The 13,044-nt window shown below is 70.5% G+C and carries 15 protein-coding genes; 3 read left to right on the forward strand and 12 right to left on the reverse strand.

The window, feature by feature from the left end; all coding sequences use genetic code 11:
* Positions 1–23: 23 nt before the first annotated feature.
* Complete coding sequence (locus A5697_RS11015) at positions 24–614, reverse strand: hypothetical protein (RefSeq protein WP_067949004.1); 591 nt, start codon at positions 612–614, stop codon at positions 24–26.
* Between the two features lie 143 nt (positions 615–757).
* A complete protein-coding gene (cspA, locus tag A5697_RS11020; protein ID WP_007166602.1) occupies positions 758–961 on the reverse strand; it encodes a cold shock protein CspA in 204 nt (67 codons plus the stop codon).
* Positions 962–1,219: 258 nt separating this feature from the next.
* Here cspA and A5697_RS11025 point away from each other — a divergent pair, with 258 nt between their 5' ends.
* The gene (locus tag A5697_RS11025) at positions 1,220–3,529 is read left to right on the forward strand and encodes a DEAD/DEAH box helicase (protein WP_068010366.1); all 2,310 of its coding nucleotides are present in this window, start codon (positions 1,220–1,222) and stop codon (positions 3,527–3,529) included.
* Positions 3,530–3,789: 260 nt separating this feature from the next.
* A complete protein-coding gene (locus A5697_RS11030) occupies positions 3,790–4,827 on the forward strand; it encodes a PAS domain-containing protein (RefSeq protein WP_068010368.1) in 1,038 nt (345 codons plus the stop codon).
* On the opposite strand, the gene A5697_RS11035 is transcribed toward A5697_RS11030, so the two are convergent.
* The 10 genes from A5697_RS11035 to ssd are packed head-to-tail and all read right to left on the reverse strand — an operon-like array spanning position 4,824 to position 12,107.
* Positions 4,824–6,365: a radical SAM protein gene (locus tag A5697_RS11035; RefSeq protein WP_067949009.1), complete on the reverse strand. Its 1,542-nt coding sequence runs from the start codon at positions 6,363–6,365 to the stop codon at positions 4,824–4,826. The two genes, A5697_RS11030 and A5697_RS11035, sit on opposite strands and share 4 nt — an antisense overlap.
* 5 nt (positions 6,366–6,370) lie before the next feature.
* Positions 6,371–6,805 (reverse strand): hypothetical protein, encoded by a 435-nt coding sequence (locus tag A5697_RS11040; RefSeq protein ID WP_068010370.1) that lies wholly within the window; start codon positions 6,803–6,805, stop codon positions 6,371–6,373.
* The gene (locus A5697_RS11045) at positions 6,802–7,587 is read right to left on the reverse strand and encodes a prolipoprotein diacylglyceryl transferase (RefSeq protein WP_067949049.1); all 786 of its coding nucleotides are present in this window, start codon (positions 7,585–7,587) and stop codon (positions 6,802–6,804) included. Before A5697_RS11045 ends, A5697_RS11040 begins: the two co-directional genes overlap by 4 nt.
* A gap of 38 nt (positions 7,588–7,625) precedes the next feature.
* Positions 7,626–7,916 carry an Rv3654c family TadE-like protein gene (locus tag A5697_RS11050; RefSeq protein WP_231972040.1) on the reverse strand — a complete coding sequence of 97 codons (291 nt, stop codon included), beginning with the start codon at positions 7,914–7,916 and terminating at the stop codon, positions 7,626–7,628.
* A gap of 31 nt (positions 7,917–7,947) precedes the next feature.
* Positions 7,948–8,250: a TadE family type IV pilus minor pilin gene (locus tag A5697_RS11055; RefSeq protein ID WP_067949047.1), complete on the reverse strand. Its 303-nt coding sequence runs from the start codon at positions 8,248–8,250 to the stop codon at positions 7,948–7,950.
* A gap of 23 nt (positions 8,251–8,273) precedes the next feature.
* The gene (locus A5697_RS11060) at positions 8,274–8,474 is read right to left on the reverse strand and encodes a DUF4244 domain-containing protein (protein ID WP_067949063.1); all 201 of its coding nucleotides are present in this window, start codon (positions 8,472–8,474) and stop codon (positions 8,274–8,276) included.
* A gap of 18 nt (positions 8,475–8,492) precedes the next feature.
* The gene (locus A5697_RS11065; RefSeq protein ID WP_197500972.1) at positions 8,493–9,089 is read right to left on the reverse strand and encodes a type II secretion system F family protein; all 597 of its coding nucleotides are present in this window, start codon (positions 9,087–9,089) and stop codon (positions 8,493–8,495) included.
* Positions 9,086–9,889 (reverse strand): type II secretion system F family protein, encoded by an 804-nt coding sequence (locus tag A5697_RS11070; protein WP_067949045.1) that lies wholly within the window; start codon positions 9,887–9,889, stop codon positions 9,086–9,088. The genes A5697_RS11065 and A5697_RS11070 overlap by 4 nt, the downstream gene beginning before the upstream one ends.
* A complete protein-coding gene (locus tag A5697_RS11075) occupies positions 9,886–11,058 on the reverse strand; it encodes a TadA family conjugal transfer-associated ATPase (protein WP_082953335.1) in 1,173 nt (390 codons plus the stop codon). Before A5697_RS11075 ends, A5697_RS11070 begins: the two co-directional genes overlap by 4 nt.
* Complete coding sequence (gene ssd / locus A5697_RS11080; protein ID WP_068010372.1) at positions 11,055–12,107, reverse strand: septum site-determining protein Ssd; 1,053 nt, start codon at positions 12,105–12,107, stop codon at positions 11,055–11,057. Before ssd ends, A5697_RS11075 begins: the two co-directional genes overlap by 4 nt.
* Before the next feature lie 512 nt (positions 12,108–12,619).
* Between ssd and A5697_RS11085 the strand changes: the two genes are divergently transcribed.
* Positions 12,620–13,044 (forward strand): HAD-IB family hydrolase (locus A5697_RS11085; protein ID WP_156673250.1); only part of this gene is annotated, 425 nt, incomplete at its 3' end.

A 13,044-nucleotide genomic window follows, 5' to 3' on the forward strand; every position in this document is an offset into this window, starting at 1 on the left:
GAATCGCAAATCTTTTTCCGCGGTTATACCCGCGGCCACACCGCTGATGCGTCGACGCCGTCGGGGGCGTCGCCCACGTTCTCTACCAGGCGCGATAGCCGGCGACGGCCGCTGATCCGCAGCGCCGGCCGGCCGCCGCGGGTGCCGATCAATGTGGGCGCGATTCCGACCCGCATCAAAGCCGACGCCAGCGGGGAATGGGTATCGGGCGCGTGGGGATCCAGGCCCAAGAGGTAATGGTCGCCCTCGGGATGACCGGCCGCCAGCGTCCAGGCCCGCAATTCCCGCGGCCCGGGCAGCCACCGTGGCGGCACCGTTTTGACGGCGCCGCGGGTCCATTCCGCAGCCAAATTCACCAGAGCCGCGGTGACCGCCGTCCGCACCAGCGGGGTGTCCTCGTCGGTGCGCCCGATCTCAGGCTCCAGCCCCGCCTCGCGGATCATCTCGGCCAGCGCGGCGGCCCGCCAGGCCTGATCTACCACCACCGAGAGCCGCGCGCCCTGCGCCCCCGGACCGCCGACCATCACGATCTGACCGGAAGCCGCCAGCACCCCGGAGAGATCGGCTACCGCGGGCGGCACCGACTCCGCTGTGAAGAAGGAAAGCTGGCTCACGCCACCGACAGTAGGCCAGGTCGACCATCCGCGTCTTGAGGCAACCGGCGCGGCGGCGGGTCGGGACTGGACGGAATACGAAAACCCCCCGGCCGGCCCGCTGGGCGGGACTGCACGGGGGGTCCGTGGAGAATCGGCTCGTCTTAGACGGAGCGGACTCCGGTGGCCTGGGGGCCCTTAGGGCTGTGGCCGATTTCGAACTCGACCTTCTGGTTTTCTTCGAGGGTGCGGAAGCCCGAACCCTGGATCTCCGTGTAGTGGACAAACACGTCTGCGGAACCGTCTTCGGGGGCGATGAACCCGAAGCCCTTCTCCGCGTTGAACCACTTCACAGTTCCCTGTGGCATCTCTCGATCTTTCCTTTTCTTCTGGGTGCGGGGCATCGCTTTTCGATGCCCCGGGCCTGGTACGACCGCCATACCTCGCTCAGTCGCCGGAACTTCACCCGACCGATTAACCTCGCAGGAACCGCGGCCGCAACGTCGATCCTGCGAAAGTTTGACACGAACACAGAAGCTGCGACCGCAAATAGTCAACCATGTTCATCGCTTCGGCGACAGACTTGCGTCTTGGACGGAGTCTCAGCCGGTCCTGGGAGGGTGCGAATGGCGAGTTTCGGCAGCGACCTGCTCGCCGCCGCGCTCGCCGGCACCGACGCCGACGAGCACCCGCTGCGGCACGTCGCCGAGCTGCCACCGCGAAGCGGCCGCCCACACAGCTGGCCGGCGTGGGCCGAGCCGGACGTGGTGCGCGCGTTCACCGACCGCGGGGTCAGTTCGCCCTGGTCACACCAGTCGGCGGCCGCGGAACTGGCGCACGCCGGCCGTCACGTGGTGGTGAGCACCGGGACCGCGTCGGGCAAGTCATTGGCGTATCAGCTTCCCGTCCTCAACGCGCTGGCCACCGATCCGCGCGCCCGGGTGCTGTATTTGTCCCCGACGAAGGCGCTGGGCCACGACCAGTTGCGGGCCGCGCACGCGCTGACGGCCGAGGTTCCGCGGCTGCATGACGTGGCGCCGACCGCCTACGACGGCGACAGCCCCCCGGAGGTTCGCCGGTTCGCGCGGGAACGATCCCGGTGGTTGTTCTCCAATCCCGACATGATCCATTTGTCGATCCTGCGCAACCATGCCCGCTGGGCCGTGCTGCTGCGCGGTCTTCGCTTCGTGATCGTTGACGAATGCCATTACTACCGTGGCGTTTTCGGCTCCAACGTGGCGATGGTGCTGCGCCGGTTACTGCGGCTGTGCGCGCGGTACTCCTCGGCCCCCACGGTGATCTTCGCCAGCGCGACAACCGACGCACCGGGCGCAACGGCCGCCGAGCTCATCGGGCTTCCGGTCGAGGAGGTCACCGAGGACGGTTCGCCCCAGGGCGCCCGGACGGTCGCGTTGTGGGAACCGGCGCTGCGGGCCGACCTGCTGGGCGAGAACGGCGCACCGGTGCGCCGCTCGGCCGGTGCGGAGGCGGCGCGCGTGATGGCCGACCTGATCGCCGAGGGGGCGCAGACGCTGACGTTCGTGCGGTCGCGCCGCGCCGCGGAGCTGACCGCGTTGGGCACCCAGGCGCGGTTGGACGAGATCGCCCCCGAGCTGGCCGGCAAGGTGGCGTCGTATCGGGCCGGCTATCTCGCCGAGGACCGCACCGCGCTGGAGCGGGCCCTCGCGGAGGGCCGGCTGCGCGGCCTGGCCACCACGAACGCGCTGGAGTTGGGTGTCGACATCGCCGGGCTGGACGCGGTGGTCCTCGCCGGGTTCCCCGGCACGGTCGCCTCTTTCTGGCAGCAGGCCGGCCGGTCGGGCCGGCGCGGGCAGGGCGCGCTGGTGGTGCTGATCGCCCGCGACGACCCGCTGGACACATATCTAGTGCACAACCCGGCCGCGCTGCTGGGCAAGCCGGTCGAGCGGGTGGTGATCGACCCCGCCAACCCCTACATTCTGGGACCCCAACTGCTCTGCGCCGCAACCGAAATGCCGCTCGACGAGGCCGAGGTGCGCGACTTGGGCGCCACGGACGTGGCCGGGGGCCTGGTCGACGACGGGCTGCTGCGGCTCCGCAACGGCAAGTATTTTCCCGCGGCGGGCCTAGAACCGCATGGGGCCGTGGACATCCGGGGTTCGTCGGGCGGCCAGATCGTCATCGTCGAGGCGGACACCGGGCGGCTGCTGGGCAGCACCGGCGTCGGTCAGGCCCCGGCGTCGGTCCACCCGGGCGCCGTCTACCTCCATCAAGGGGAGAGTTACGTTGTCGACTCGCTGGACCTCGAAGACGCGATCGCCTTCGTGCACCCCGAGGACCCCGGGTACGCGACGTTTGCGCGGGAAATCACCGACATCACGGTCACCGGTACCGGCGAACGCGCACAGTTCGGGCCCGTCACCCTGGGCCTGGTGCCCGTCACCGTCACCCATCAAGTGGTGGGGTATCTGCGTCGCCGGCTTTCCGGAGAGGTGATCGACTTCATCGAGTTGGACATGCCCGAACACACATTGGCGACCACCGCGGTGATGTACACCATTACCGAAGAGGCCTTGCTGCGCAAGGGAATTGACGCGCCGCGGATCCCGGGATCACTGCACGCCGCCGAGCACGCGGCGATCGGCCTGCTGCCGCTGGTGGCCAGCTGCGATCGGGGCGATATCGGCGGCTTGTCCACCGCGGTGGGACCGGACCCGGCCGGTCTGCCCAGTGTCTTCGTGTACGACGGCTATCCGGGCGGCGCCGGTTTCGCCGAGCGCGGTTTCCGCCAGGCGCGTACCTGGCTGGGTGCGACCGCCGCCGCCATCGAGGCATGTGAGTGCCCCCGGGGTTGTCCGTCCTGCGTGCAGTCCCCGAAATGCGGCAACGGCAACGACCCGCTCGACAAGGAGGGTGCGGTGCGGGTGTTGCACCTGGTCCTCGCGGAGCTACCGTAAGCTGAGCAATCCGGCGGATGACGACCGACCCCTCGACGGTCGACCCCACGGGTGCCGTCCGACGGGCCAACGAACGCTCATCGATGAGCGGCTGGCAGCCCCGACCTCGCGGGCGCAGCAGCAAACTAACAAGGCCACAACGACATTGGCAAATTCACCGGATCGCCGGCGAGGCGATGCCTGAGGCTCACCGACTGCCCCGACATGGCCGGTAGGCCCGAGGTCCCAAAGATGCGGCCCGTCGCCGTAAAATCGGCCGCATGGGCCACGACTGGTTGCTCGTGGAGACGCTGGGGGGTGAACCCACCGTGGTGGCGCAGGGCCGCCAACTGAAAAACCTCGTCCCGATCACCACGTTCATGCGCCGCAGTCCCTATCTCTCGGCGGTCCGGACGGCGATCGCCGAGTCGGTACAGACCGGTCAGAGCCTGACCAGCATCACTCCCAAGCGCGACCGCGTCATTCGCACCGAACCGGTGGTGATGTCCGATGGCTATATCCACGGGGTGCACGTGTGGACCGGCCCCGCCGACGTCGAACCGCCCGAGCGGCCGACCCCCGGGCCGCTGAAGTGGGACCTGACGATGGGTGTCGCCACCGACACCCGGGAGTCGTTGGCCAACAGCGGAAAGAATCCCGAAGTCGAGGTCACCTTCGGCAGGGCCTTCGCGGAGGACCTTCCCTCGCGCGAGCTCAACCCCAACGAAACCAAGGTGCTGGCCATGGCCGTGAAGGCCGAGCCCAACCAAACGATCTGCAGCACTTGGGATCTCACTGATTGGCAGGGCAACCCCATGCGGATCGGATTCGTCGCGCGCACCGGCCTGGAGGCCGGCCCCGACGGCCGGGACCATCTGGTGGCGCGGGCGATCAACTGGCGCGCCGAACTCAAGGGCCCGGCGGTGTCGACAGACGATCTGGCGCAACGGATCCTGAGCGGGCTCGCTCAGGCCGGTGTCCACCGCGCGCTGATCGACCTGAAGAACTGGGCCCTGCTGAAATGGCTGGACGAGCCCTGCACGTTCTACGACTGGCGCGGCAGTGAGACCGGCCAGCCGAAGGTTCACCCCGACGATCAGCACCTGGTGTCCTCGATGACCGAGGAATTCGCCCAGGGCGCGACGAGCCGGGTGCTGCGAATGCCCGGCCATGACAACGATTGGGTGCCGGTGCACGTCACGGTCAACCGGGTGGAACTCGAACCGGATACCTACGCCGGGCTGGTCTCGCTGCGGTTGCCGTCGGACGAGGAACTCGCCGCCGCCGGATTGGCGGGCGGCCCCGACCCGACGGCCTAACCTACGACGGGCAGCAAGCGGTCGGCGGCGACCGACAGCCGCTGGCCGCCGAGCTGCGGCCACGCCTGCACCGCGCAGAACGGCGCGCACTGATCCTGCGACGACCGCGTGCCGACGTGCACGCAGCACTGCACCAGCCGCTCTTCGATCATCGTCGACATGTCCATGAACGGTTTGACCGTGACCCGGACGACACGCTCACCCAGCATCCGCCTCAGTTGGCGTCGCCGCCCCGGCAGCGCGGCCGACGCCACGGTCAGCAACGTCGCCATGCCCAGGTCGCAGTTCTCGCAGATCATGCGCCAGACGTCGGACATCGAAGGATGCGACAACGAAGACTGCTCCGACAGCAAGCCCATCAGGGATTCCCGCACGGCCAGCCGCAATTCCCGGGGAATGTCGGAGTCGGCGATCCGGTTGGCGATCAGCCCCAGCTTGTCCTTGAGGTTGTCGTGGCCCATCAATGCGACCAGCGAGCGCCAATTCCCGTTGTCTTCCCGAAGCATGTACCCGACCGAGCAGCAATGCGGGTGCGAGCACGGCAGCGCGGTCAGATCCCGCCAGGTGATCAGGCCGCTGGTCTGCGGTCCCAACCGCTTCAGCACGCCGGTGTGGGTGAGGCGCCTGGCCGGGTCGATGAGACCCGAACGCCCGGAAGCGAATTGCGGCTGGATGGAGACCCCTCCGACGTAGGGCGTGTCCAGCGCCAGCTTGACGATGTCGCCGATCTCTGTGTCGTTGACACCGAGTGACGCCGTCATCACGAGCGTGGTGAAGATTTCGCGTTCGGAAAGCCGACGCAGCGCCGACTCCTTGAGGCGCGACAGGTCGCCGCCACGGTGATGGCGGTGGGCGGCCGGCGAGAGCCCGTCGTACTGCAGGTACACCTCGGCGCGTTCGCGGTGCTCGGTGAGCAGGTCGAGCAGACGGCCGTCGTGAGCTATCCGGATACCGTTGGTGTTCAGCAGGATTCGCGTTATCGGTCGCGAGCCGAGCTCGGCGAGCAGCTCGGGCAGCTGCGGGTGCAGGGTGGGCTCGCCACCGCTGAGCATGACCACATCCAGGCGGCCGTTCTCCCGCGCGAGCCGCTGGTCGACGTTGGCCAGCACGTCGCCGACCGCGACGACATTGCGGAGGTCCGGCGAGGAGTCGGCGAAACACGTTGGGCAGCGCAGGTTGCAGGTCGCGGCGATGTCCTCCAGCAGGATGCAGGTGTGCTGAGTCTGCATCTGCGGCAGGCCGCGCAGATAGGCCGACGGGATCGGGTCGAAGTTGCCCGGCTCATCGGGGACGTGCGCCTTGGTGGGCGCGGTCCACTCCTCGAGATAGGCAAGGATTTCGGGATCTTCGTCGTACAGCGTTCGAACGAGCCCGTGTCTCGGGCAGCCCCGTTCGAGCCAGACCTGTCCGTCGCCGCGCACGGCCAGCCAGCCGCTGAGCCGTGCCACGTCGCCCAGCGGACGATCGGGTTCCTCGGCGTGACACTGCGGGCAAAACGCGTTGACGTAGCGCAGGATTCGATCGCCCCGCAGCTCCATGCCGCTCATCGGGTCAGGTGATACAGCATCGGGTTCAATCCGGTACAGATGCCGACGGTGAAGATGGAGGTCAGTGCCCAGCCGATCATCAATCCCATGCCGATTCCCCTCGCCCAGGCGCCCTTCTTCACGAACAACAACGCTCCCCCGCCGGCGAAGGCGATCAGCGCGAGCATGACGGCTCCGGCGGCGAAGGCGATCTTCGGCGCGACGGCATTGGCGAGGCCGAACAGCACCAGCGGGCCGACGACGACGTTGATTCCGGCATACAGCGCCATCCCGGCGATGGCCGCGCCGAAGATTTCGCCGCCGCTCGGCTTGCTCGGCGGCGGTTGCCAGCCCGGGTAGGGCCGGTTCATGTCATAGGGATAACCGGGTGGCGGCCAGTCCGGGGGCCGCCACCCGTCCGGAGGGGGCGGACCCGGTGGTGGGTTCGTCATGCGGCAACCGCCTCCCGTCGCAGAACGGTGTCGTAGTGGCCCCGCCGATATCCCAGGCGCAGCCGGACGGCGATCAGCAGGAGCGAGGGCAGGAGAAACCACTGCGGCCGGGTCAGGCCCAGCCACACGGTCTCGTTGGCCCGGACGAATTCGACCAGGAACCGGAACACCGCATACCCCGCCACGTAGAGGACGAACAGCTCACCCGGATGACTTATCCGGTTGCGCAGCCACAGCAGGACCCCGAACGCGGCCAGCTGGAAAGCGATTTCGTAGAGGAACGACGGGTGCATGGCCACGCCCGCGAGGCAACCGGGACATTTTGGTGTGCCGGCCGGGGCGTGGATGCCCCACGGCAGGCTGGTCGGGCGCCCCGGCGCTTCGGTGAGGTGGCAGCCGACGCGGCCGATCGCCATGCCCAGCGCGACCGCTGGCGCGAACAAGTCACCGGTCTTGCCGGTGTAGCCGCCGAGCCGCTTGGCGATCAGGACCCCGAGGTAGGCGCCGCACAGTCCGCCCAGAATGCTGCGCGATCCGAATTCCCACGCCTGCAGCAACGACGGGTTGAGGCGGACGTCGAGGTGCTCGGCCCAACCGGAGAGGCGCATGCCCACCGCGCCGCCGACCAGGGCGCCGGTCACCGCCACCAACGATTGTTCGTTGACCGCTCCACGCCGGCGGGCCTCGACCATGAACACGACGGCGGCGGCCAGGACGCCCAGCGCCACGAAGACACCATGCACCGGCAACACCAACGGGCCGATCCGCCATTGCGGCACCACGTCGACAGACTATTACGCGCGGCACCCGCGGGCCCGCGTCAGCCGCCAACGGGCCCCGCCCGCGCGGCGGCGCTCGCCGCGCCGCCGAAGACCGCGACCCGGACCCTGACGACGACGTCGAGATCGTCGATCCCACAACTGGCGTCGCCGATGTGCATCTCGCCGGCCACCGCCGTCGCGCGGGCGCAGGCCGCCTCGGCCCCCGCCGGCAGCCGGGCCGCCGCGGCCAACGCGGCAAGATCGGCCGCCGCCTGTGCGCGATGACGCGCCACCACCACCGAACCGAGGTACGCCCCGGCCCCCGTGACGCACAGCAGCACCGCGACCATCCAGGCCGCGACCAGGGTGGCCGAGCCCCGATCATCCCGACGGCTCCGCCATCGAGACCGCTTTGGCCGCAATGTCAAGCTCCGGCAACAACTTCGAGCGCGCGACGACGGTGGCGACCAAGAACTCACCGTCACGGTGCACCTCGATCCGCGCGCCGCCGGGGGCGATGCGGCGAGCCGCGCCGAGCGCCAAGCGTTCGTCGCCGCGGGCCGCCAACCGGGCCGCCTCGCGGGCGGCGTCCACGCAGCGAATCTGCATCGACACCGTGGTGACGCCGGCCAGACACAGCACCAGGACGACGACCAGCGTGGCGACGCCGAGCGCCGCCTCCACGGTGCTGGCACCCGCACTGCCGGTTAGACCTTGGTGTTGAGCGCGCGACCGATGATGTTGGTCAGCGCCGACACGACGGAGTCGCCGGTCACGACCGTGTACAGGATCGCCCCGAAGGCGGCGGCGGCGATCGTGCCGATGGCGTACTCGACCGTGGACATGCCCGACTCGTCGGACGCCAGGACCGTCACGCGGGCCACGAATGCCCAAAATATGTTGTGCAGCAATGCTTCCCTTTCTTCTCACCACAAACCCGACTGCAGGACGTCACCGGCGAGCCCGGCCACCACGGGAACGATCCCCAGGCACACGAACGCCGGCAGGAAACACAATCCGAGCGGTCCGGCGATCAGCACCCCCGCGCGCTCGGCGGTCGCGGTGGCCGCGTGCGCGGCGTCGTGACGGGCCTGGTCGGCCAGTTCGGAGACGCCCTCGGCCAGCGCCGCACCCGAGGCCGCCGATCGCCGAGCGAGCCGCAGCAACGCTTCGACCGGCGCATCGGCGGAGTCGGCACGGGCATCGGGCGAAACCGTCCAGGCGACAACGGGGTCGGCGCCCAGCGCCAGCAGATCGGCCGCGCGCCGCAGCACCCGGGCCAACGTCGGCGGCGCGGACGCTGCGGCGGCCGCCGCGGCGGTGGCCACCGCCATGCCCGCTTCCAGGCACACGGCCAGCACGTCGAGACAGGACGCGATTGCCAGTGGGTCGGGCCCGCGCGCCGGCCCCACCCGCGGGCGCGCTCGATGCTCGCGGACCGGCATCCGCGCCCGCGCCCGCACCAGCGACGGACCCGGGCCGATCCATGCGGCCACCGCCAGCAGGACCGCCGCCGTCGTCACGACTCGAGCCGATCGGTGATGCGGTCGGCCCACAACAGGCCGCCGCACGCCAGGGTTGAACCGACGACCAAGAGCCACCCGCCCGCGTGCCCGCCCAGCAGGAAGGCCAGCGGCCGCGCCCCGATCAGTTGGCCCAGCAGCACGCCGAGCACCGGCAGGCCCGCCAGGATCACCGCGGTTGCACGCGCACCGGCCATGTTCGATGTCACCCGCGCCGAGAACCGTTGCCGCTCGGCGATATCACGCTGCGCGGCGCGCATCAGGGTGGCTATCGCCAGGCCATGGTCGCTGGCCAGTTGCCAACACAACGCGAGGCGATCCCACTGCGCGGACAGAGCCGACGACTGCGCCGCCGCGCGCAAGCCGGCCGCGACGTCGGCACCCAACCTGGCGCGGGCGGCCACCGCCCGCAACGACTCCGCGACCGCGCCGGCGGTTTCGTCGGCGGCCACGCCGAACGCGCGCACCGGATGCGAGCCGACGCGCAGTTCGCCCACGAGCACGTCGAGCGCGCCTTCCAGCGCCTGCCCCTCGCACTGGGCGGACCGGATCCGGCGGCGGCGGTGATAGCGCAGGCTCACCGTGCCCCCCACGACCGCGACCGCCACCATCGTCGTCAGCGGCAGCAGCACGGCGGCGGCGCCCACGGCCGCCGCCGCAAGCCAGCCAGCCCCGCCGGGAGCGGTGCGCGGGCGCCACCGACCGACCGACACCGCCGGCGCGAGGCGGCCCCGCGGCGACGCCGGAAGGACGACGAGCGCGAGCGCCAACAGCAGCGCGCCGGCCGCGGGGCCGCTCATGCCGGCATCCGGCTTTGCAGCAGGCGATGCAGGAGGTCGGCGCCGCCGGTCATGCCCCCGTCGGCACGCCACACCGTGACCGCTCGCACCCGTCCCGCAACCTGGCGCAGCACGGCGATCTCACCCAGCCGGCGCCGCCCGGCGCGATCCCGGGTCACATGCAACAGCACCTGCACGGCCGCGGCGAGTTGACTGTGCAGTGCCGCGCGGTCGAGACCGCCCAGCGCGCCCAGCGCCTCCAGCCGGGCCGGAACTTCGGCCGGATTGTTCGCATGGACCGTGCCCGCTCCCCCGTCGTGGCCGGTGTTCAGCGCCGCCAGCAGATCCACCACCTCGGCACCCCGCACCTCGCCGACCACGATGCGGTCGGGCCGCATCCGCAGGGCTTGGCGTACGAGTTGGCGCACCGGAACCTCGCCGACGCCCTCGACGTTGGCGCACCGCGCGACCAGCTTCACCAGGTGCGGATGCCGGGGCGCCAGCTCGGCGGCATCCTCGACGCACACGATCCGTTCGGTGGGCGCGACGGCACCGAGCATCGCCGCGAGCAGGGTCGTCTTGCCGGCTCCGGTGCCGCCGCACACCAGGAAGGCCAGCCGCGCGGCGATGATGTCGGCGACCAGGGCGGCCGCCTCGGGAGTCAAGGAGCCCGCCGCGGTCAGGGCGGCCAGATCCTGGCTGGCCGGCCGCAGCACCCGCAGCGACACGCACGTGCCCGCGACCGCCACGGGCGGCAGCACCGCGTGCAATCGCACCGCGAACCCGGCGCCGATGCCGGTGAGCTGGCCGTCCACCCACGGCTGCGCGTCGTCCAGCCGCCGGCCGGCGGCCAGCGCCAGCCGTTGCGCCAGGCGCCGCACCGCCGCCTCGTCGGCAAACCGAATCGGCGTGCGGCGCAAGCCATTCCCGTCGTCCACCCACACCGCATCGGGCGCGGTGACCAGCACGTCGGTGGTGCCGTCCGCGCACAACAACGGTTCCAGGATGCCGGCGCCGGTCAGCTCGGTCTGCAACACCCGGAGATTGGCCAGGACCTCGGTGTCGCCCAACATCCCGCCGGACTCGGCCCGGATCGCGGCGGCCACGGCGGTCGGCCCCAGCGCAGCGCCCAGCGGGGCGGCTTCGGCGGCCAGCCGCTCGCGTACCCGGTCAATCAGCGAACCGCTCACGCGGCCCTGCCCTTTCGGGCCGGCCCCGACGAGGCACGCGGCAACACGGCGAGCACCTCGCGGGCCGCGGCGGCGAGCGCGGATCGCCGTCCGACCCGGAGGCCGCCGCGCTCCACCTGCTCGGCCAAGCGCGGTTCGGCCCTCATGGACGCCAGCAACGGCAGCCCCGTGATGTCGGCGATCTCGGCCGCCCGCAACCCTCCCGGCGACGGACCGCGCACCACCAATCCCACGTTGGGGTTGACGGCGCCCAGCACCGGAGCCAGCGCGCCCGTCGCCGCGCACGCGCGCACATCACATCGGCTGGCCACGACGACGAGGTCGGCGGCATCGAGCGCCGCTTGCGCCGCGTCGGTGAGCCGACGCGGAAGGTCGCAGATTACCGTGACCGCGCCGCGGCGACCCGCATCGACGATGGCTTGCACGGGCGCCGCCGCCAACTCGTATCCGAACCGGGTGCCGGACAGAACGCTGACTCCCCGGTGCCGCGGCAGCGCCGCACGCACCGACGACCAGTTGAGCCGGCCGCCCTGCAGCGCCAGATCCGGCCAGCGCAGGCCCGGCACACTCTCGGCGCCCAGCAGGAGGTCGATGCCGCCGCCCCACGGGTCGAGGTCCACCAACAGCGCATCGGTGGTGGCCTGCGCCAGGGCGACCGCCAGCGACGAAGCGCCGGCACCGCCGCACCCTCCGATGACGGCAACGACTTCGCCGCGCGACCCGTCGTCGCGCGAGGACTCGGCGGCCTCGGCGAGCGCCCCCACCAAGTCGCGCTCCTGTTCGGGCAGCCGCAGCACCAGCCCGGCCCCCACCGCGACGGCCGCGGCCCACGTCGGGTTCGCCGGATCGGCCGCCGTGAGCACTATCACGTGCAGGCGGCGCGGCAGCGCCGCCCGCGCACAGCTGTCGGCCGCCGCTTCATCGAGCACCACGGCCGCCGCGGCCGACCACGTTTTGCGACTCACGACGCCGCCGGCGTGGACCACCCGGACACCGACGGCCGCGGCCACGCGGTCCAAATCCCGGCGCAGCCCCGGATCCGCCAGCACCGCCAAGAGGCCCGCGGAAGCCGTCACTTCGTCCGGCGAGGTGCTAGTCACGCGCCCACTCTGGCGGGTTCGAGATGTTGGACACCAGTCCCAAACGCGGATCTGGGGATAGAGACGCGAGTGTGCACAAAGACATCGACCGGCGCTCGACCGGCGCCAAGGAGACGTAACGTCCGCAACCAATTGGACGGCCGCGCCGCGCGGTCCGTATGCGCGGAACCGGCGTCTGAAAGGCCGGAAAAAGACCCCACAAAAGGGACGACCCCCGCCAGGGGGGGAGGAGGCGAGGGTCGTCGTGCATCAGCCCCGGGGGGTCGGGCTGATACACCCTCGGCTCAGGCCGAGTAATGCTTACTATACACATGACAAGCCGCGGTAACGCAATAGCTCTTTCTATGAAAGAACACGTTGAGCCGCAAAAACACTGGTGTTACCACCGGTCCCACTTTGCTGAGCGGCCTTTTCGGGCCCGGAATCCCGGCGCCGCCGCGCGACCGACCTATGCTGGGTCGGTGACCGTCTTCGACCCGGCCGCGGAGCAGCACACGGCGGCGACGTCCGCTCCCCGGGCCCGCACCGCGGCCTTCTTCGACCTGGACAAGACGATCATCGCCAAGTCCAGCACGCTGGCGTTCAGCAAACCGTTCTTCAACCAGGGGCTGCTGAACCGCCGCGCCGTGCTCAAGTCGAGCTACGCCCAGTTCATCTATCTGCTCTCCGGCGCCGATCATGACCAGATGGACCGGATGCGCCTCCACATGACCAACATGGTCACCGGATGGGACGTCGATCAGGTCAAGTCGATCGTCAACGAAACGCTGCACGACATCGTGACGCCGCTGGTGTTCGCCGAAGCCGCGGACCTGATCGCCGCCCACAAATTGTGCGGCCGCGACGTGGTGGTGGTCTCCGCCTCCGGCGAGGAAATCGTGGCTCC

Source organism: Mycobacterium sp. E3251 (assembly GCF_001666835.1).
In the GTDB taxonomy this organism is placed as follows: Bacteria; Actinomycetota; Actinomycetes; order Mycobacteriales; family Mycobacteriaceae; genus Mycobacterium.